This is a genomic window from Acinetobacter sp. YH12254 (assembly GCF_013417415.1).
Classification (GTDB): domain Bacteria; phylum Pseudomonadota; class Gammaproteobacteria; order Pseudomonadales; family Moraxellaceae; genus Acinetobacter; species Acinetobacter pseudolwoffii.
This window is the reverse complement of record NZ_VPEB01000004.1, coordinates 16,681-37,861: the sequence shown is the minus strand read 5'-3', so window position 1 is coordinate 37,861 and position 21,181 is coordinate 16,681. Positions and strand designations below refer to the sequence as shown.

19 protein-coding genes and 1 pseudogene are annotated in these 21,181 nt (G+C 43.8%); 17 read left to right on the top strand and 3 right to left on the bottom strand.

The window, feature by feature from the left end:
* Window positions 1-21 precede the first annotated feature (21 nt).
* The 13 genes and pseudogenes from FTV29_RS15095 to FTV29_RS04120 all read left to right on the top strand — a co-directional run bounded on the left by FTV29_RS15095 (window position 22) and on the right by FTV29_RS04120 (window position 12,970).
* Complete coding sequence (locus tag FTV29_RS15095) at window positions 22-3,090, top strand: tape measure protein (protein ID WP_257224446.1); 3,069 nt, start codon at window positions 22-24, stop codon at window positions 3,088-3,090.
* On the top strand, window positions 3,087-3,506 hold the full coding sequence (locus FTV29_RS04170) for a hypothetical protein (RefSeq protein WP_180075134.1): 420 nt from the start codon (window positions 3,087-3,089) through the stop codon (window positions 3,504-3,506). Before FTV29_RS15095 ends, FTV29_RS04170 begins: the two co-directional genes overlap by 4 nt.
* Window positions 3,496-4,897: pseudogene (locus FTV29_RS04165) on the top strand (hypothetical protein); the annotation flags it as partial. The gene FTV29_RS04170 and the pseudogene FTV29_RS04165, both read left to right, overlap by 11 nt.
* Before the next feature lie 694 nt (window positions 4,898-5,591).
* A complete protein-coding gene (locus tag FTV29_RS04160) occupies window positions 5,592-7,214 on the top strand; it encodes a hypothetical protein (RefSeq protein WP_180075133.1) in 1,623 nt (540 codons plus the stop codon).
* 58 nt (window positions 7,215-7,272) lie between these two features.
* The gene (locus FTV29_RS04155; RefSeq protein ID WP_180075132.1) at window positions 7,273-8,487 is read left to right on the top strand and encodes a hypothetical protein; all 1,215 of its coding nucleotides are present in this window, start codon (window positions 7,273-7,275) and stop codon (window positions 8,485-8,487) included.
* 35 nt (window positions 8,488-8,522) lie between these two features.
* Window positions 8,523-8,786, top strand: coding sequence for a carboxypeptidase regulatory-like domain-containing protein (locus FTV29_RS04150; RefSeq protein WP_180075131.1), 264 nt, complete (start codon window positions 8,523-8,525; stop codon window positions 8,784-8,786).
* On the top strand, window positions 8,783-9,175 hold the full coding sequence (locus FTV29_RS04145; protein WP_180075130.1) for a hypothetical protein: 393 nt from the start codon (window positions 8,783-8,785) through the stop codon (window positions 9,173-9,175). Before FTV29_RS04150 ends, FTV29_RS04145 begins: the two co-directional genes overlap by 4 nt.
* 13 nt (window positions 9,176-9,188) lie before the next feature.
* Window positions 9,189-11,219, top strand: a complete 2,031-nt coding sequence (locus tag FTV29_RS04140; RefSeq protein ID WP_180075129.1) for a hypothetical protein — start codon at window positions 9,189-9,191, stop codon at window positions 11,217-11,219.
* Window positions 11,200-11,433, top strand: coding sequence for a hypothetical protein (locus FTV29_RS15090; RefSeq protein WP_081408798.1), 234 nt, complete (start codon window positions 11,200-11,202; stop codon window positions 11,431-11,433). Before FTV29_RS04140 ends, FTV29_RS15090 begins: the two co-directional genes overlap by 20 nt.
* A gap of 59 nt (window positions 11,434-11,492) precedes the next feature.
* The gene (locus tag FTV29_RS04135; RefSeq protein WP_180075128.1) at window positions 11,493-11,756 is read left to right on the top strand and encodes a hypothetical protein; all 264 of its coding nucleotides are present in this window, start codon (window positions 11,493-11,495) and stop codon (window positions 11,754-11,756) included.
* Window positions 11,740-12,294, top strand: a complete 555-nt coding sequence (locus FTV29_RS04130; RefSeq protein ID WP_180075127.1) for a glycoside hydrolase family protein — start codon at window positions 11,740-11,742, stop codon at window positions 12,292-12,294. Before FTV29_RS04135 ends, FTV29_RS04130 begins: the two co-directional genes overlap by 17 nt.
* The gene (locus FTV29_RS04125) at window positions 12,294-12,590 is read left to right on the top strand and encodes a DUF6527 family protein (protein WP_180075126.1); all 297 of its coding nucleotides are present in this window, start codon (window positions 12,294-12,296) and stop codon (window positions 12,588-12,590) included. The genes FTV29_RS04130 and FTV29_RS04125 overlap by 1 nt, the downstream gene beginning before the upstream one ends.
* Window positions 12,590-12,970 (top strand): hypothetical protein, encoded by a 381-nt coding sequence (locus FTV29_RS04120; RefSeq protein WP_180075125.1) that lies wholly within the window; start codon window positions 12,590-12,592, stop codon window positions 12,968-12,970. Before FTV29_RS04125 ends, FTV29_RS04120 begins: the two co-directional genes overlap by 1 nt.
* A gap of 200 nt (window positions 12,971-13,170) precedes the next feature.
* Here the strand turns inward: FTV29_RS04120 and FTV29_RS04115 are convergent, their stop codons facing one another.
* Together FTV29_RS04115 and FTV29_RS04110 are read right to left on the bottom strand one after the other, a co-directional pair.
* Window positions 13,171-14,076, bottom strand: a complete 906-nt coding sequence (locus tag FTV29_RS04115; protein ID WP_180075124.1) for a hypothetical protein — start codon at window positions 14,074-14,076, stop codon at window positions 13,171-13,173.
* Between the two features lie 102 nt (window positions 14,077-14,178).
* Window positions 14,179-15,774, bottom strand: coding sequence for a tyrosine-type recombinase/integrase (locus FTV29_RS04110; protein ID WP_180075123.1), 1,596 nt, complete (start codon window positions 15,772-15,774; stop codon window positions 14,179-14,181).
* Window positions 15,775-15,903: 129 nt separating this feature from the next.
* On the opposite strand from FTV29_RS04110, the gene dusB reads away from it, so the two are divergent.
* Window positions 15,904-16,923, top strand: coding sequence for a tRNA dihydrouridine synthase DusB (gene dusB / locus FTV29_RS04105; RefSeq protein ID WP_257224475.1), 1,020 nt, complete (start codon window positions 15,904-15,906; stop codon window positions 16,921-16,923).
* Between the two features lie 248 nt (window positions 16,924-17,171).
* Window positions 17,172-17,813, top strand: coding sequence for a hypothetical protein (locus FTV29_RS04100; protein WP_180075121.1), 642 nt, complete (start codon window positions 17,172-17,174; stop codon window positions 17,811-17,813).
* A 55-nt stretch (window positions 17,814-17,868) separates the two neighbouring features.
* Here the strand turns inward: FTV29_RS04100 and FTV29_RS04095 are convergent, their stop codons facing one another.
* A complete protein-coding gene (locus FTV29_RS04095; RefSeq protein ID WP_005096634.1) occupies window positions 17,869-18,912 on the bottom strand; it encodes a nitronate monooxygenase family protein in 1,044 nt (347 codons plus the stop codon).
* 206 nt (window positions 18,913-19,118) lie between these two features.
* Here FTV29_RS04095 and FTV29_RS04090 point away from each other — a divergent pair, with 206 nt between their 5' ends.
* Window positions 19,119-20,378 carry a putative DNA modification/repair radical SAM protein gene (locus FTV29_RS04090; RefSeq protein ID WP_180075120.1) on the top strand — a complete coding sequence of 420 codons (1,260 nt, stop codon included), beginning with the start codon at window positions 19,119-19,121 and terminating at the stop codon, window positions 20,376-20,378.
* Complete coding sequence (locus tag FTV29_RS04085) at window positions 20,378-21,157, top strand: TIGR03915 family putative DNA repair protein (RefSeq protein WP_005096637.1); 780 nt, start codon at window positions 20,378-20,380, stop codon at window positions 21,155-21,157. Before FTV29_RS04090 ends, FTV29_RS04085 begins: the two co-directional genes overlap by 1 nt.
* The last annotated feature ends 24 nt before the right edge of the window (window positions 21,158-21,181 follow it).

Sequence of the window (21,181 nt, the reverse complement as noted above, 5' to 3'; positions counted from 1 at the left end):
ACCTAAAATTTAGAGGTCAGCATGTCTGGTAAGAATTTAACATTTAAGCTGGTGATGGATGCGGATACAAAAGCTTTTGTTTCCAATATGCATCAGTCAGAGAAAGCAGCAAAGGATGCATTTGCAGCACTTAAGAATGGATCAGCCAGTGTTGTAGGTGATACCAATAGTGCAACAAAAGAGGTAGATCAGCTTGGCAACCAATCTCAAGAGACAGCTCAACAAGTAAAGCAGCTTGATAAAGAATTAGAAGCAACATCACAAGAGTTACAACAAACAGAGCAGGCTTCAAAAGGTGCGTCAGGGGAGTTGCAGGGCTTAAAAACCGGCTTTAATGCCCTAACCGGGGCTTTAGCTGCTCTTGGTATTGGCACCACGGCAATGGAAATTGCACAGACTGCCGATGAGTATAAAAACCTATCTGGTCGTCTATCAATAGCAATTGGAGAGCATGGCAATCTACAAAAAGCCATGGATGATGTTAAAAATGTTGCCATTAATACCAACTCTAATTTAACCGCAACTGGTGATCTATATTCTCGACTAACCAAGATTGGCCAAGAGATGAAGTGGCCGCAAGAACAGGCGCTTTCTTTAACTGAAACAATTAACAAAGCCATTCAGGTGGGCGGTGGATCTGCCGCATCCAATGAAGCAGCTATTACTCAACTTAACCAAGCATTAGGTTCAGGTGTGCTTCGCGGTGATGAATTCAACTCGATCATGGAGCAGTCGCCACGATTAGCTCAAGCGTTGGCTGATGGGCTTGATGTAACCACCGGTAAATTGCGCGAAATGGCTGGTGAGGGGAAGCTTACAACTGATGTTGTAACAAAGGCTTTATTAAGCCAAAGCGAAGCAATTAGTGCTGAATTCGCTAAATTCCCCACAACAATCGGTGCATCAATTGAAAATCTTAAAACTGCATGGACGGTTTATATTGGTGAGGCGGATGCTGCAACAGGGGCTAGTGCCAAGGTTGCAGAAGCAATTAAATTTGTTGCCGAGAACCTAGATACAATTGTCTCGACGCTGACATTAGCAGGGCAAGCATTTATTGCCTACAAAGCCTTGAATATCGGCATGATGTTCTTGGACAAAGCAGCTGGAATTAGAGTGGCTTCTACAGCGATTGCACAAGAAACCACAGCTGTTGTAGCCAATACTCAAGCACAAATCGCCAATGCCGCAGCAACCCGAACAGCTGCTACCGCAAAAACTCAGTTAGCTGCAGGTTCAACAGCCGCAGCCACATCAGCAGCTGCGACAGGTGGTTCCATTATGACTCTTGTGAGTCGACTGGGAGCATTAGGGGTTGCTGTTACGGCATTTGGTGTTTTGGTTCCCACAGTGTTCCAGCCAATTGGAACAGCCATTGGTGAAGGTGCAGCCAAGCTTATGGGTTATGGCAAAGCCATCGAAGAGCTTGAAAAGCAAATGGCCTTAGATGAAGCCAGAACCAAGGCTGCGGCTGAGGTAAAAGCTTCATTTGCTGCCGCCGCAGAGAAAGCGCGTGATAAGACCTATCAGCTCACTGAAGAATCCAAGAAATTAATTGCTGAATTTGATGAGTTGATTAAAAAGGGCGAGCCAACTAAAGAGGCATTGGAGAAAATTTCCAATGCCATGAAATTTGACTCAACTCAAGGGATTAACGACTCCATTACAGCTCTGATCGCACTGAAAGATCAGGGTAAAATTACAGCTGACGAATTACAAGTAAGTCTCAGAAAAGCGCTGGATGGCAAAGATTTACTTGTTTTTGAGACTAATGCGCGTGCAGCCTTTGCTGGAACATCAAAGGAAGCGGAAAAGAATGCTCAAATCACTGAAGCTGTAATGAAAGCAGCTTTGGAGCGCACAGGCTTAAGCACAGAGCAGCTACAGGGTAAATTCTCACTTGCCTTTCAATCCGCGACCAATGATGTTCAGATCATTCTCAGCAATCTTGATCAGTATAAGCAAAAAGGTATTGATACTGGATTGGCTCTAGCATCCAACCTTAACAAGGCGATTGACACCGCTCAGACTCGTGCTGAACTGGATTATGCAAAAAGCTCATTAATTGCACTTGAGAAACAAGGTTTGATTACTGGTGAGCAGGTTGCATTCGGCATAAGTTTGATTGAGAAAAAAGCTGCACAATTGCCAGCTGCCTTAAATCCTGTGGAGGCTGCATTTGCAGCACTTGGCATAAAAACTAAAGAGCAGCTAAATGATGCTGCTATTAGTGCTCAGCGAAATTTTGATGTAGTAAGCAAGAGCGGTCAAGCAACTGCTGAAGCCATTAAGCAGGCTTATATACAGATGCTAAATGCTGCTATTTCAACCGGAGATAAAGCTCAGATTGCAACAGTTCAAGCCAAAGCTGCAAGTCACGGTTTACAGGTTGAAATAAGTGAGACTGGCAAGGCCACAGTTAGGGCTAGTAACGACATGGAAGAAAGCTTACACCGTGTTCGTAATGCCACAGGAAATGCAGGTGACGGATTTGATGATCTAGGCCGTCGTGGTGTAGCCAGTGGTAATGCAACACGCGATGCATGGGAGGAAGCGCGACAGGCAGCAATGGCAGCAGTAAATGCTAATTCTGTAACTGAGCGAGGCATGGCGGGGCGAAAATCGCGTACTGAATATACGCTTGAGGGTGTGAAGCAGGCATTGCGCTCGCAAGGCTTTAGTGATGAAAAGGAAATCAACCGTAAAGCAAATGAGCTATTTAATGCGTCTGCATCGACTCGTAAAAATGCGCTTATGCAATATCAGTATGAGGCTGGTAAGAATATTCCTGGATTCGCCGTGGACTTTAAAGCTGTAAATCTAATGGCTGCAAACAACAAGGACTATATTGATCTAATGTTGAAAAATATGAGTCCATCGGTTGGCAAGACTAGCTCCAGTAACCTGAATGACTATGCGCCGTCCATTCCTTCTGCACCATCAGTTAGGGATATTGACTCTACTCCAAAGACCACAATTCGGATCGAGGCAGGTAATGGACAATATGTGGATGCTCAGGTTAATGCTGATCAAGTAAATCCATTAACCCAGATCCTTAAACAATTAGGAACACTTAAGGGTTCAACATGAAACTTATTCGCTTAGCAACATCAGAAACCGTCCCATTAGAGGACGGTTTTTTATGGCCTGATGAATTCTCATGGAAGGCCATTGAGCAAAGTCAGACCTACACCATGGATGGCACTTTGATCATTCAGGAAGGTAAAAAGAAGTCTGGTCGACCAATTACCTTGCAACCGGCAGATCCACAAATGGGCTGGATTAAGCTTCGTGAACTGCGGACTGTCCTGGAGTGGTCCAAGCTGCAGGGAGAGAATTTCAAACTGCAGTTTGAGCAGCCGCATGACAGCCGGCAATTCACTGTCAAATTTAACCACCAGGATGGCGCTTTAGAAGCCGATCCAGTGAAAGGAATTCCAGCTGTATCACTGGATGATTATTACAACGTGACCTTACGCTTTACGGAGTTAAACGATGGCGATTGAAACTAAAGATTTAGTGATTTACAAGTCTGAACGCTTGACTGATAACACGGACGGTGGCGGTAAATATTCTGGTGTAGTGGTTCAGGATGGCATTAGCAACAACCTGTTCAATGATGTGTCCGAGATGGATCGAACCATGGGTGATGTCTCCATGCGTAAAGTCTTTCCGGCGGTTACCACTGAAGACACTGATTTATTGATGGGTGCAACGGTCTTTGTATCTGAGCTGCCTGCAGATCCAAACGTCTCCGCACTGCTATTCAGCACCAAAAACTGGATCGATGAACGCCAGTCTGCCCAGAACCGGGTGGAAAACTATCTGGCAAAAGGCGGACAGATTGCCGGTACGCCTCTTGATACACACTGGCAGGGCATGTCATCACTGCAGGTCGTGATGTGGCCACAGGAAGTTGAGGCATCGGTAGGCGATACTATTGTATTGATTTCGGATGAAGGTAAAACCTTGGAGCGCGAGCAGTATGTGCGGATCACTAAAGTAGAGACACGCATTGCCAAGATGGTGATTGATAAAGAAGAAATTGAATATAAGGTCGCAACCTACGCTATCAACGACCCACTGGAAACAGACTTTGTGGGGCTATCCGCAAAACAATGGTATGAATTGCAGGCATCAAAAACCATTATCCGCGATACCCTGGTCGCTGATACCGGCCTGTATTACTCATCCACAGCGTTGGCTTCTGATGCGAATGTGGGCGAATTTACGGTAAATGCCAAAAGCATCTTTGCTCAGTTGATTCCATCAGCTCAGACCGAAACACCGATCATTGATGTGAACGCGGCTGGTGAAAGCGTGGTGCTAGTTGCAGGTAATGAAGGTACCATCACGGTCAACTATCCCGGCATGAATGTTGGTGTCAGTCAGAACCTCTATATCGGTTCAGCAGTGATTCCTTCCAGTGTGTCATTCACATTGCAAGGCCAACAGATCACCGATCAGGGTGGCCTGCTGAAAAATACTCAAGGTACTCAAGTCGGAACGATTGATTATCAGCGTGGCTTAATTCAATGGACCGCATCAGCACCAACAGGCACCGTAAGTTTGAATATTACTTTTAAACCAGCAGCTGCACCGAATCAGTATTACCAGAGTCATGCCATTCCGGTGACTCAAAATAACCAAAGCACCAACTGGACCGGAGTTTTAATTCCAATTCCTGCACCTGGTGCACTTTCGATTTCATACATGTCGCAGGGCAAGTTCTATGAGCTTAAAGATGATGGTTCAGGCCAGTTAAAGGCTGCCAGTCCATCTTTTGGTTCGGGCATGATCAATTACGAAACTGGCTCTTGGTTACTCACCACAGGTGCTTTGCCGGATGTAGACACACCGATCCTGCTGAACTGGGGTACACCGATTGCAACCTATCAACGAGCTGATTTACCTGTGCTGCCTGCAAAAATTCCATTTGAACTGGATCATCAGGCAGTGGCAGCAAATAGCCTGACGATCAGCTGGATGCTAAATGGTGTGGCCAAGTCAGCAACATCGAATGCAATGGGAAATTTAACTGGTGATGCAACTGGTTTTGTGAATAGCGCTCTGGGTATTGGTGAAATCATACCGAATGAGTTGCCGCAAAAAGGCACAATATTCACCATCACTTACGATTATGGAGACAAGAAAGAGCAGGCGGTACCGCCAGTTATTCCAAACGCAAGTCAACAGATCAATTTTACCGTAGGAACCGGCAATGCATTACAGCCAAACTCTGTGATGCTAGAAATCCCGTTAACATCAAATTTAGGTGATCAGGTCACACTAGTTGTTATTGATGATGGGCTCGGAAATCTGAAAGATGGCTTTGGTGCCACGCAGGGCACAATAAATTACACAACAGGCGCTGTGGTAATGACTCCAAGTATTGTCACTGGCTACTTCTATGAAAAAGAAGTAGCTAAGCCACCGGTAAATAGCGCAACTACCGCGACCGTTAAAATTGGCTCTAGTAGCAGTTCTGGGTCCTCATCAGCAATCCCATCAGTAACCGGAACCGCTGTAACGCAATACAAAATGCAAGTCAACCCGTGGGTTGGCTATGTTTCAGCATAATAGGTGAAATTATGACAATTTATCAGTCGCAACCAAGTAATGTGGTGCTTTCAAGTACAACATATAAAGCCTATAGCGAAACTACTGGGATTAAGGCGCATTATCGAGACACATCGGGTACCAATAGCTCAACCGAAACTGTGCAAGCAGATGCAATGAAATTTGATCTCACCTATGGCTTTAGTGAGCAGATTTTATCTGGATCGGTTCGCTTTAAACTCGGTGACAGCACCTTCATTGATAGAGATGGTTTGATTTATCGTGATATCAATCCGAGCAATGGTAGTGGTATTCAATCGGGTTTAATTCGACTTGGCACTGGTGAGATTGAACTGAGCTCATGGACACCAGGGCAAGCCAATTCACTGACACTTGAGTCGCTAATTACTACGACCGATTTACCACCAATTAATAAAATCAGCTTTAGAACACCAATTATCCCAGTTCGCCCACAGTCAATGACTATTATCGTGACATCGCTTGAATACGGTCAACTCACACTGACTGCTGATGAAAACGGTGTGATTGAAACCAGTCGTGCGCATGGTCAGGTCAATTGGGATAATGGCTTTGTCACGATTTACTTTTATACCAAAACCAAAATCACCGAAACCAACCGAGCAGACATTGAAGCAAATGATTGGTATGACCCGCTGCTGGAATATCAGGAGGGAGTCGATACTTATATCAATGTGCCGGTCTGGGTTGATGCTTCATCCGTACGCTATAACGCAGTCGCTTATACGTATATTCCACTGGATTCTGAAATTTTAGGCCTATCAGCAACTCGTTTGCCGATTGATGGCCGGGTGCCAATCTTTCGGGTGGGTGGTATTGGTATTGTCAGCTCAAGTAAAGCGCAAGAGTTGCCAAGTGCAATTGCAGGGACCACATATGACCTGAACGATCAGCGTATTTCATGGGCTGAGCTTGAAGATGCTAACGGAACGAAAGTAGCTTTCGATTTGTACACCGTTGATTATGATTATGGCCGTGTGACGTTGGGTGGTGACTTTTTGCTGGGTAATCTGGTTGCACCACTGGCAGTGAAATATCGTTATCAGGATATGGGTTTAATTCGTGATGTGCAGATCAATGGTCAGCTAACCTTCACCAAGCCCTTGACTCATAACTATGATTCAGTAGATACCATTGTGGGTTCTGCTTTAGTTATTGGTGATATGCAAGCGCGTTATACCCGTAAGTTTGTGCAGCAAGCCTGGAGTAGTGTCTGGAATGATGAGCCAACAGGATCGGGGATTTCTGCTAACTACAATGATTCACTGTATCCGCTGCAAGTCACAAACAAGGGTGCGATTCAAGAGCGCTGGGCAGTTGTTTTCACCAGTCCGGAGAACTTCTATTGTGTGGGTGAATACACAGGACGATTAACGTTAACAGGCTCGACTAATGCTGACTATGCGCCGGTTAATCCAGTGACTGGTGTGCCGTACTTCACCATTAAAAAAGAAGGTTGGGGTACAGGTTGGGCCAATGGCAATGTCTTGCGCTTTAATACAGTTGCTGCAAACTTCCCGGTATGGGTGATTCGTACAGTGAAACAGTCAGAGCCAGCGGTGCTGTCAGATCAATTCCAGATCATGCTACGCGGTGATATTGACCGCGTTGTTTAAAATTCAAATTAAAATCAATGTGACCGCTGTTTGCGGTCTTTTTTGTGGGTGAATAAAAATGGCAATGAAGCAGACGCAAACTAAATTATTTGCTTTCTCAGATGTCGGTATCGATATATCTACAGGGTCACGCGCACTTTTCCCGGATCGTTTCAAGCGTATGTTTGTGCAAGGCTATAATGTACAGACCGTTTCTAATGTCACGGTATCTGGCAATCAAGTCACACTGACTTATGGTGGTTCGCATGGCTATGTTGCAGATCGTGTTTTAAAAATTGATAGTGGTAATCTGGCAGCAATTAACAATGGTGAGTTTCACATTGATTCTGTCACAACCAATACCGTGACAATGACTATTGATGATGCACCACTATCAATTGCAGGCGGTTTTGCCACACGTGTTGCACCCTTAGGATGGGAATTGGTGTATGAGGTGGCGAACCACATCCACCTGTATAAACTAAAGCACAAAGATAATAGTGATTTGTACTTGCGCCTAGTATTTCAAACGCTCACAAATGCACGACACGGTATTGCTGTCTGTGTAGGTAAGACTGCTAATGAAGCCACAGGTGTTATCACTGATCCATTTGCATATACTGCAAACGCTGCTCGTGCTGATGCCAATAGTGACTTGGTATGGGATTTTAGATCAAATATTAATAACGATAGTCACGCCAACTGGACATATTCGCAGGGCGCATCAACCTATGGTGATGGGTATGTAATCGGCAGTCTTTATCACGTTGGTTTTACTTATAATATGTCGGTTGGTTCAAATAGAGGGAATTTTTGCGGTGTATTCCCGGTGAGCGTTCTATCTTATGATCAACTTGATTATCCGCTTGTAATAGGCGGGTATTTCGGCAGCCCCCATACAACGAATGTTTTATCCCCGACGTACTTAACTAACCAGCGAGGTTTTATTGGTCAAGTTGAGGTTATTGATGGTTCTAGTAACACAAACTTTCTTTGGTATGCTGCTGCTGCGGAGAATAGTTTATCTAGTTTTCTCGATAGTATAGGCACGTTGGCCGCCCAACCATTGCCTTTATATGAGAAATCTACAAGGCAGTTTCTTGGGGTTGCAAAAGGCATCTATAAACTGAACCTTAAGGCCAGTGTGAATTTAGTTGGTACGGGAACTGCGGATATGCCGCGCATACTAGAGGAAGCGGACTACAGCAATAAGATTCTTCATGCGTATGTAGCCAATTCTGTAAGTGCTGGTACTCAGGCGCATGTGATTATGCCAATGGAGCCAGTGTTATGAGAATTAAACTGTTCAGAGGGCAAGAGGTTAGGCGATTGCGCTTATCTCCCCCGACGCTACCTGTTCATGGTTTTGGAAAAATAAAGGGTTTAACCAAAAAAGTTGGAAATACTTTCCCGCGAGTTCAGGTCACTGCTTATCAGCGTGAAACCGGCAATAAAATCTGGCACACCCACTCGGATAAAAACGGTCAATATGCGATTCGGAATCTAGCGATAGGGCTTGAGTGCTTTGTAGTTGCACTTGATCCAAATCGTAAATATAACGCAGTAATCAGTGATGGGGTAGTGGCAAAATGATTCAAACCTCTTTAGCTGCAGGACTGGCTCAACTTCAGGCGCTGGCCAACTTTTTAGATCAAGGTAGCGCAAATGCTACCTTTGTTTTTTATGAAGATGAGAAGCCTGTAAACGTCAGTGTAGCTCCAAATAATAGCGCCAGACTGGTGACATTGACGCTGCCTAAGCCCTCAATCAAACAGGTGCATACTGATCACATAGAGTTGAATCAGACGGACGCAGCGACAGTTATCAAATCAGGTACCGCGGTTTGGGCACGTTTATTTAACGGTGAAGGGAAAGCAGTTGCTGACTTTGCAGTTGGATCCGATATCATATTGGCCAATCCTGATCTGGTGCTGGGCAGCACACTCATGATGAATTCACTGATCCTACGACCATCAACATAAATGAGGTGGACATGTGTCGAACTATATTCCACCCGATGGCCACCAGGTAAATCTTAACTTTAAAGATCCCGTCACAGGCTCTACCGATCTTAACTTCGGTGGTGATGTTCAAAATCTTGCTTCTCTCGATTCTGTAATCAGCACAATAGTCATTGCTGAGTTTAAGGCAGTCAGCTACAGCAATGATGTATTGGATGCACGGATCAATACCGGGTTTAATGCGGAATTCAGTGCGGTTACAGGCCAGATGGCTCAGCTAAATGTACAGCTGCAAACCGGCTTTATAACTGAATTATCTGCAGTCAGAATTGATCAGTATTGTGCAGTGGATGCTGTGGTTCAAACTGGATTTAATGCCCAATTCCAAGCGCTATTCGATATCAACCATCTGGTCGGGGTGTCTTATGGTTTTGATATGCGCTACCAGAAAGCGATAGCAGCCTTAAGTACGACAGAAATACCGTGGGCCAAACCAACCTTAAGAGTCTCAAATGAGGCTCTTTTTTATGATCGGGGTTTGGTGATTTCTAATCAGGCAAATATTCAGTATGAGCAGGCAGGATCATTAACCCGGGCGATTAGATCCATCCATGAGCAAGCAACCGGTTTAAGTTCTGATGCTTATATGATCTGGGAAGAAGGTGATAAACGCTTTATTCATCAGCGATATATGCATGAAGAAACTATCAAGCTGCGTCATAACCGTGAAACCGTCTGGCAGGAGATGATCCGCCTGCGCAAGACTTTTACTTATTCGCATGAAGTCGCCGATGTCTTTGAAAAGCGATTCTCATTTGAGTGGGATAAAGGCCTTGAGATTGTCACCAAGTCATATTTGCCATGGGATAAAGCCAAAGCGATTCATTACCGCAAGCATCCGGTTGTGCCTTGGCCAAAGCCTGAACCTCAGCCATATCAGGGTAGTACAGATTTAAACTTTATTTGTCTCTGTCATGATGTTGATTCACACAATGTTGTTTTAAATTTTGGTGCAGATGACTGTATTCCAGCACTGCCGAACAGGAACTGGTGGTATATCGTGAATACATTAACAGCCGAGCGATTAGATACCGGCGAGAAGATTAAAGTCATGGATGGCACCTATAGTACCAGTCGGTCTCAATGGTGCTGGACCTATTCAATCACTGTAGCTCACACTGAAAAAGATAAGCTGCAGCCGATTAACAGTCAGCCAGTGATTCTCAAAGTTATGATCAATGGGTTCGAGCATCATATTCTGCTGGAAGATCCAGAAGAGACCCGACGCTTTGCCAGTGTTTTATACACTTATCCTGGTCGAAGTGTTACAGCTCTAAATTCTGATAAATATGGGCCTTCACGCTCATTTATTCAAGATAACGAGCGAACATCCGTGCAACTGGTGCAAGCAGAATTGGATCGAGCGAATAGTGGTACCAACCTCGACTGGAAGCTAATTGAGGAATTGGGCTGGATTGTACCGGTTGAAAGCCTGAGTTATGCAGAACTGGCACCCATCGATGCAATCAAGCAGATCGTTGATGCAGGTGGTGGCTTTATCTATAGCCAGAAAGCCGGTAATACACTGACTATTTTGCCACGGTACCAGAAAGGTTACTGGGATGCGATGACAGTTGATGACTACGATATTTTACTGTCTGAAAGTTTGGTGATGCAGCAGAGCATCAAACAGAACGATGAATATATCGCTGACTTTAATGCCATCACCGTAGTGAATAGCCGTAGCGGTGAAAGTCTGAAAGTACAGCAGCGCGGCACTTCGGGTGATGTACCGTTAGAGACGGTCACTGGTCCATTGTTTAATGTGGTATCGGGTGCGAGTTTCGGCAAAAATGAACTGGTCAAAGCCAATATTCAGGAGCTGCACACTTTCTCAGATATTCCGGTCAGCCAAGAAATTGGCGAGATGCTACCGGGTAAAACGATTGCTTTTAATGGCCAGTGGTGGGGCGTAATTGATGGGGTGAGTGGCAGTTTCTCGCATAACAAGGTCAATGAAACTATTACCGTGGAGCGTATCAGCCGTGACGAATCCTCTATTTGAATTACGAAAGCTGCTTAATCCCACCCATGCGGAATATATCGGTACCATCACCTCGGTTAAGCACCCAGAGTATCGGGTGCAGATTGACGGTGGATCTGGTCCGGTACTATGTACGTCCGGTACAGCCTACAATTTAGGTACTAGAGTATTCATTTCAAACCAAGTGATCCTAAGGCCAGCACCTACTGGACAGCATTCAGAAATAGAAGTCTAAACTTAACCAAACAACAGCACCTTCGGGTGCTTTTTTATTACCAAAATTTAGGGGGCACAATGGCTGATGCGACACAAATGGCAGATGCTTCGGGACCAGTAGCAACCACTGCAGGCACTGGAATCACAATTATTTCCTGGCTTGCTACTTGGGACTGGGGTTTTTTAATTGGTGTTTCGATAGGTTTGGCCGGTCTTGCGATTAGTTTTGCAAACTACTTATCAAACAAGCAATTTCAAAAACGTAAAGATCAACGTGAGCAAGAAGAACATGAACTGAAAATTGCTAAATTGCGAGGGCAATGGGATGCAAAACAAGACTAAATATTATGTGATTGGTTCATCATTGATTCTAGCTATGGGGGTTGGTGGTCAAAAAATGATTACTGGTCCTAGCGATGAGCAAGTTCAAGCAACAGCACAAAAAGAAGGTTATACATCAAAGCCGGTTATTCCAGTCAAAGGCGACGTGCCAACCATTGGCCACGGCACCACGGTTTATCCAAATGGTGTGCGCGTCAAATTGTCAGATCCGGCGATTGATCGCAAAACTGCACTTCAATATCTCAAACTGCACATGGATAAAGATGCACAACGGTTCAATAAAACCATTTTGAATACTCCAATTTCACAGCCTGAATATGACCTGTATCTGGATTTCACGTATCAGTACGGCACTGGTGCCTGGTCTGGATCTTCAATGCTTCGCCATCTAAAAGCACGTGAATATGTCCAGGCGTGCAAGTCACTTTTGAAATGGAAGTATGTGGCCAAGCGTGACTGCAGTATTCGCTCTAACAATTGCTATGGGGTATGGACCCGGCAGGTTGAACGTCATCAAAAATGTATAGGGGCGCAATAATGGCTGAATTTAAAAAAGTAAGTAATGTTTTGCTTGAATCAAATGGGATTTATTTCATTGAGTGTCCGGGATGTAAAACCTTACACCCCATCCATGTTGGTGAGCAGCATCGTATCCGGTGGGGTTTTAATGGCAATTTAGAAAAGCCGACATTCACACCGTCATTGATGGTAAATCAAGGTCATCCAAGCCAATGCCACTCATTTATCACTGATGGGAAAATTCAGTTCTTATCTGATTGCAATCACAGTTTAGCTGGCCAAACCGTTGATTTACTGCCAGTGGAGGAATTCTAATGCCAATACTCATAGCCTTATGGAAATTCAAATACTGGATCGCAATTGCGGTCTTTTTCTTTTTATGGGTAGGGCAGATTGCATATACCAATCATTTGTCTGGGAAGATTAAAAAAGCAGACATTCTATGCAGCGACCGCATCGCTAAACTGGAAAAGCAGCACCGTGATGCAATGGATCAACAGCAAGCAGACGCAATCGAAGCGAGTGAAGATTATGAAACTGATAAAGCCGAGCTACAAACCAAAACCGAGTACATCATTAAAGAAGTGGATCGGATCGTCTACCGTGATGTCTATCGCAATAATTGCAGCGATGACGCAGGTCGCGGGCTGCTCAACGAAGCGATACATCACGCCAACAGTTCCGGTAAATCTTAAGCAACCATGTCCAAACATAAAGACCATTGAAAGCAATTCTGGTGAGGCGTGGCTGCGATGGGGTGTTGATACCGTGGCTAAATATAACGACTGTAAGGCCCGTCATGGCGCTATTGTGAAGGCCCTCATTTGAGGGCTGCACAGCTCATTCAATTACGACGAATGTGAATGTGAATATGGGGGGTATATATTAAGGCTCTTTAATTGTCCCTTATTTTTTGAAGAATTATCCCTTTGTCTATTGCAGAGGAAATAAAATGGAATTGCGGTGAATTCTGTTTAGCTTCATGAATCTTCTGTTTTGATCCCAGCATATTGAAAAGTGTTTTTCCTACCAAGTACGCGCCAGACAAAGTGCCACCACTTAACATCATATCCCCGATTGCGGTACTAGCTTCCCATAATTTAGGCCTATTGCTTTTGATATCACTAATTATGGGTTTAAGTGAATATGATGGAAATCTTGAAGCAAAAACTTCCTGATACTCAGTCACAGCTTTATCGAATTGAATAATTTCATTTTGGCGAGATAAAGCACGCCGGTCTTTATCATCAAAGGCAGAGATAGTCCTAAAAAGTTTGTATTTTGTATAATGAAGATTGTCTAGCTGCTCAATATGATCTTCCCTAAATCTCCTTAATACATCTATAGGAACATAAGTACTTGGATACGGCAGACATTTTGCTATCTCAATCCTAATTGAATCTTGTTCCAGTAGATCATCCGATTCAATGCTATTAAATCCAGCAGCAACATTATTATAAATAATCCAGTCAGAGTCTTTGGTCTGTTTTTTTACACTTTGACAAGCAATAAGAGATTCCAAGGCTAAGCGCTGAAACTGGGAACTATGCATTGATTCCGGAGGAGCATTCCTATAAAAATCAATAACACCATTGCTTTTAAACTCATTAACAACTTCATCAGAGCAATCTATATAAGGGATTTGAGTCAAGATTATATTATCCCAATATAACCCATAAAACATTAAATCCTGCCTACTTAAGTCTTTAGCAACTATACCGTTTTCATTATTAGCTGTTGTCCCTGAAAGGATAATCCCTTGAGATACTCGGCGCCTTTTAAATTTTATGATATTGCTCATTTTTAACAATTACTCTTCTTTAAATTATGCACTTTATTCAAAATAGAGATCATTTTTACTCCTTCCACCCATCCACAATATCAGCCCAATCCTGCATCATTTTTATTTCTCGACATGCTTATCATCAATCAAATACTGTCCAAAACTATCTATCCAGCCTTGAATAGATGCTTCCCACACATAAGTACGAGTTTTAAGTTTCTTCACCAGGGTAAGATCCCTAATTCCAAAATGCGTACTTCCTTCCGGTAATTCATCCCAATCTACCTTTCCATTCTCAGTAAACCAGTCTTCCCAAGCTAATTGAATATCATGAGCCACAAATCGACTATTAGAATTATCCCAGGCGAATGGATTATTGCTGTTTAGCTTATTTACATGCAGTCGCTTAAAGTATTTATTGTTTTGGTGAATCTCAATGAATACATCCAGGTGCTTTTTAATGAAATCAAACTCAACATTAATTATACCTTCATCTTCAAAGGCATCATCTTTATCAACCAATGCCATGTAGCGCTGTTTCTTACTCCATTCCTTGTAATAACTATTATAGTTATCTTCTGCAACACGGATCGCTTCCTCAAACTCCAATCGGGTACCGCGTTTTTTAAGATTCACATATCGCTTAAGGGTATTCCACGATTCATGAAGAGTGATAGTCTGTAGCTGAGGAATGGTAAAGCCATCTTCTGCATAACGGGTCGCGGCTTCATGGCGTAAATCATGGAAGCGCAAATCACTAATACCACATGCATTACATGCCCGGGTAAAGTAAGTCGACACGGTACGCGTATTCACTGGTATTAAAAGATTCTTGTCATATCCCAAGGCAAGCATTCGATCTCGGACTTCTAGCTTCATGAACTCGTCAATCATATTGATGGCCCTTGGTTCCATGTGGGCATATTTATGATTACCTAAGGATCCATTCGGATTCTTAGCATCTCTGACTAACCACTGACTATTTAGGTCATCGTAATCATCCAGGCGCAATGAACACAGCTCATCTTCACGGCGGGCAGTGTAGAGAGCAAACCACATGATCAGATGCATCGGTGTTGAATTCTTGACCCGTTTCCAGCTTTTATAGAAATAGTTGGTCAGCATTTGAAGTTCTTCGGCTGTTGGTAAGCGATCACGCTGCTTGGATCGAGTCACAATTCTAGACTTCTGTAAACCAATCATGGCTTTTTCAAATTCAATTAGTACAGTCTCTAAGGGTTCGCCCCATACAAACTCTGCATGAACGATGACAGCTTTGATATGGCTTAAGTCCTTTAAGATGGTGGCAGGTGCGACACCATCAGTTCCTTTAACTGGATCGCCTTTTCTTCGCATAATTGCATAATCAGAAAAGTCTTGTCGTGTTAAAGAATAGATATTCTTCTCAGAAATATCTAAACTAGCGATGTGCTGTAGTGCTCCTGTTTTTGTCCTGGCAAAGCTGTCTGCTTCTTCCAAATACTGAAAAATGAACTCCCTGAGCGTTTTGTGCTTTATTTGCACCGCCGGATTCAACATTTTTTCAGGGTGCAATTCGATTTCTGCTTCCGTGCGTTTGATCCAGTCCTCAGCTAATGATTTTTTGCTGAAGGTTTTTGATTGTTTGAATTCAGGGTAGCCTTGACGTTGTACACGGACTTGAGCTCTATACCGGGTTGTGCCGTCTTTTGTTTGTCGCTTAGTGACTGTTCCCATGAATTTGCACCATTAAAATATTGGGGTGCAAGTAGGGTGCAATCAAAGGACACTAAAAGTCAATACGAAGCGACTAAACGAAGTTAAACGAGGTTAAAGATTTTGAGCAAAAACAATGTAATTGAAGAATTGTTTGGAAGATCAATAGATAGGAAGCTTTGGGTGGCTCCCATGGCAGGTGTGACTGACCGTCCGTTTAGAACCTTGTGCAAGTATTTTGGTGCAGGTCATGCGGTCAGTGAAATGATGACCTCAGACAAAACTTTGCGTATGAGCAAAAAAAGTCTCTACCGTGCCAATTTTGATGGGGAGCTGGCGCCTATCTCAGCCCAGATTGCCGGTTCAGATCCACAAGATCTGGCTGAGGCTGCGCGTTATCAGGTGGCCAATGGTGCACAAATTGTTGATATTAATATGGGCTGTCCAGCTAAAAAGGTCTGCAATCGATTAGCCGGTTCAGCCTTGCTACAGGATGAAGATTTAGTTGCCCGTATCTTGGATACCGTCGTGGCTGCGGTCGATGTGCCGGTAACTTTAAAAACCCGTCTGGGGTATTTAAATGGTCATGAAAATATCATGCGGGTGGCAAAACGTGCGGAAGATGCCGGAATTGCGGCGCTGGCTTTACATGGCCGTACCCGTGAAGATATGTATTTAAATACCGCACGCTATTCCCTCATTAAAGATGTAAAAGACATGTTGAATATTCCCGTGATTGCCAACGGAGATATCGACAGTCCTGAAAAAGCCAAATATGTGCTGGATTATACCGGTGCAGATGCCATCATGATCGGACGTGCAGCACAAGGTCGTCCCTGGATTTTTCGTGAAATTGCCCATTATTTAAAAACTGGCCAATATCTGGATGCGCCGAGTATTACAGAAGTTAAGGATGTTCTATTGGGACATTTGGCTGAGCTATATGAGTTTTATGGCGAGTATTCCGGTTGCCGAATTTCCCGGAAACATATTGCCTGGTATACCAAAGGTCTGCGTTCAAGCAACGAGTTTCGTCAGAGCATGTATCAGGTAGAAAATACGGCTGATCAATATCGTATAGTACAAGATTATTTTAATACTTTACTTGAACATGGCTCAACCATGAGTGATGTTCAGGTCGAACAGGTCAATTTATTAGAGTCCAAATGATGGCAGGCTAGTAGGAGGTAATCAAGAAATATGTTTTGTGTAGAAATACTACCTTTTTTATCTTGAGCGCGTCGATTTTAGCACGCTGTTTACACTTCAGCCGGTCAAATACATAGCACAACATTTTGTTGACTTAAACCGGACAGGACTTGGATATTGCTTACTTAAACTTGTTCTATGATGGATTCATCTAATATGAACAGGAGGTGATCCTTCTTGTTTGTAGTCATCACCAAGGGAGATCTGTAATGACAAATACCAATCGTCCAGTCACAGAATTTAGCCATAAAACGTCAACGGAATTGCCACAAGAACGCAGCGAAGGCTTAAATATAGATCCTACTGATGCCAATGCACGTCCGGATTTAAATACTCCTGAAAAAGATAATCCGAATGTGCCAGATATGAATGAAGGCAAAGATAATCTGGCCGCGACCGGTGCGGGTACAGTAGGTGGTGCTGCTGTAGGGGCCGTTGCAGGTCTGGTCGGTGGTCCTCCAGGTGCAGTGGTGGGCGGCATTATCGGTGGTGTGGTTGGTGGCATTGCCGGTAATGATATTGCAACATCAGATCGCCAAAAACAGGCAGATAACTACCAGCATCCCGACCAGTTGATTGCCGAAGATAATTACTGGCGCGATGAGTATCATAATCGCCCGTATTTTAATGAAACGCGGAATAGCTACAGCGATCTAGATTATGATCGTGACTATCGCGGCGCTTATCGCGTAGGTTATGAAAACCGTGCCATGTATGATCGTGATACAGATTTTGACCATGCGGAACCTGAACTACGGACCAAGTGGGAACAGGTGAAAGGTGAATCCCGTTTAAATTGGGAAGAAGCCAAGTTTGCAGTCAAAGATGCCTGGCATCGACTTACCCGCTAAGTCCGACTGAATAAAAAACCTCTCTAATTAGAGAGGTTTTTTATGCTGATAAATTTTAGAGATGTTTCATTTCCAGCACCAGCTGATTGATCAGATCAGACGCTTCCATTTCACGAATTTGTGCCACATTTGAGCCTGCCCAGAACGCGCCATAACCCTGATCGCCTTGTTTGGCTGCAGCAGCATGTAATTGCTTGGCCAGATCATAGGTATAAGGATAAGCCGGCACATCCAGACGATCGGGTGTGTCGACATCCATATGCCAGTGGTTGATGATTCCGCGAGCAGGGCGACCGGAAATACTGGCACTGACTTGAGTGAGTGGCTTGGAAAGCAGGGCTTTACGATAAGCCTCGTTGGCATTGGACGATTTGCACTGTACAAATGCAGTGCCAAGTTGCACGGCATCGGCACCGAAATCCAGCATTTGTCTTGCCTGTTGGCCGTCCATAATCCCGCCTGCCGCTACAATCGGCAGGGAACAATGCTGTTTGATCAGTTTCACCAGATTAGAGGTTTTGACCGAAGCATCGAATTTGGTACTGAAAATTCCACGATGACCGCCGGCTTCAATGCCTTGGGCAATAATAATATCAATTCCGGCAGCTTCGATGGCTTTGGCTTCGGCAAAATTGGTCGCAGAAACCATGGTTAAAATTCCTGCCTGTTTTAAGGCTTGAATCTGATGCGGATGCGGAATGCCAAAATGAAAACTGACCGCCCGTGGTTTGGTTTCCAGCACCAGATTCAGGAAGTCATCATTGTCTTTAAAGCTCGGATAAATACAGTTTAAATGCTCGGGTGGCTGCGCCCCATATTCAATAAATTTATTTTTAAACTGTGCGATCCATGCCTGCGCGACAGCTTCATCTAGGGGCACACTGTCATGACAGAAAAAATTCACCTGAAAAGGGCAGTCTGTCAATTCTTGAGTTTTTAAAATCTGTTGTCGTGCTGCCTCGATACTGCTGGCTCCCAAACCGAGTGAACCCAAGCCGCCTTGATTGGACACTTCAGCTGCAAGTTCAGCTGTAGAGACACCTGCCATCGGCGCCAAGAAAATAGGATGTTTAATTCCGAGATTTTCTAATAAAGACATAGATTTGCTCCTTGTTATGTTTTTACTTTGCCCTTGAGTTCAAAATTAAGCAAATCATATTGGTTATTTTATTTTGAAATACTTAAACTTTGCTTAGCTGTCATTTACATTTCTCACGACACGCTATGTCGCTAGCCAGACAGATCAACTATAGCGCTGCAATTGAAGACTTTATAATAGCATTTTGGTCAAATCTTTCTGAGCTCATGTCTGATCGTATCCGTGAAAAGCTGCAAATTTTAGCCGATGCTGCCAAGTATGATGTGTCCTGTTCATCCAGTGGAAGCAATCGTAAAAATAAAGACAAAGGGGTAGGAAATACCGGCAATGGTATTTGTCATAGCTACACCGAAGATGGCCGCTGCGTTTCCTTGCTGAAAATTCTATTTTCCAATGTCTGTATTTTTAATTGCTCTTATTGTGTTTCGCGCCGTTCCAATGACGTCAAGCGAGCAGCATTTACCGTGCAGGAAGTGGTGGATTTGACCATGAACTTTTACCGCCGTAATTATATTGAAGGTCTGTTTTTAAGCTCGGGTATTTTTAAATCAGCGGATCACACCATGGAGCGGATGCTACAGGTGGTGAAAAAACTGCGACTGGAAGAAAACTTTAATGGCTATATTCATTTGAAAACCATTCCGGGTGCATCTCAGGAAATCATTACCGAAGCCGGACTATACGTAGACCGCATGAGTATTAATCTGGAAATGCCGACTGAATCCGGATTACAGAAATTTGCGCCTGAAAAAACCCATGCCGAAGTACAAAAAGATTTGGGGATTGTGCGGGATCGACTGATCCAGCTCAAAGATGAACGCAAATTGATTAAATCGGTGCCAAAATTTGTACCTGCCGGACAAACCACACAGATGGTGGTAGGCGCACATAGCGAAACTGACCAAGACATTATTTTAATGGCCGATCGGCATTACAAGGAATTTAAGCTGAAACGGGTGTATTTTTCCGGCTATATTCCGATTAACCCTGAAGAAAAAGCCTTACCGGCTGTTGGTTCAGCGCCGCCTTTGTTAAGAGAAAACCGTCTATATCAATCCGACTGGTTAATGCGTTTTTATGAATTTTCTGCCGATGAAATTGTCGATGACCAGCATCCGAATCTGGATCTGGATATTGATCCCAAACTCAGCTGGGCCTTGCGACATCCTGAAGCTTTTCCAGTTGATATTAACCGTGCCGACTATAAAATAATTTTGCGTGTACCGGGTATTGGGGTACGTTCGGCCAAAAAAATTGTACAGGCACGCCGTTTTGGTCAGATTCATATCGATCAGCTAAAACGCATGGGTGTGGCATATAACCGCGCACAGCATTTTATCCGCTGTGCTGATACGCCAAAATTTAAGAAAGATCAGCAATCGCATCAGATCCGTCAGCAAATTTTACAGTCTGGCCAATCTAAATATCAGCAGCAGCTTTCACCACAGCTTGGACTGGCATTCTGATGGCCTGTTACTGTTTTGATGGCAGCATGACCGGCTTGCTCAGTTGTGTATTTCGGGCTTTTGAGTTTAAGGAACTGAATGCCCGCATCACTGCCAATCCACAAGCACAAAATGGCCTGTTTGATGAATTTATTTATGTTAGCTCTAATGATGAGCATGGACAGCGGGTCTGGCAGGGGCTCAAGCAAAAAGTCTCCTCCAGCAGCTTGCGTACTTTTTACTATACTTTTCTGTCGGAACAAGAAGCAGCGTTTCAGATTCTATTTGATTTCGCGGTTTATGTATTTAAAAACCAGCGACCTGTCGATAAAGATTATGGTCATCATGCAGTTATCGGTATGTCGCAATGGGCCAAGCAAGTCGGACGGGAAAAGCACCGTATGGAGGCTTTTGTACGCTTTAAAAAGGCCAAGGATGGACTATTCCTGAGTCTGGTTAAGCCGGACTTTAATGTTCTACCGATTATTTCCCGACATTTTCAGGAGCGCTATCAGGATCAATCCTGGCTGATTTATGATGAGCTGCGCAATTACGGGATTTATTATGATTTAGAGCAGGTACATCAGGTCGAGATGAATGCTGAAGCAATCGATCCGCAAATCCAGATTGGGCACAGTCAGTCATTCAGTATCGAACTGGATGATGATGAATGGCTGTATGATCAGCTCTGGAAAGATTATTTTAATAGTGTGAATATTCAGACACGTAACAATATGAAACTGCATATTCAATATGTACCGAAACGCTACTGGCGTTATATGAATGAGAAAACACTTTAAACAGTACATCTGGCATCTTTCAGG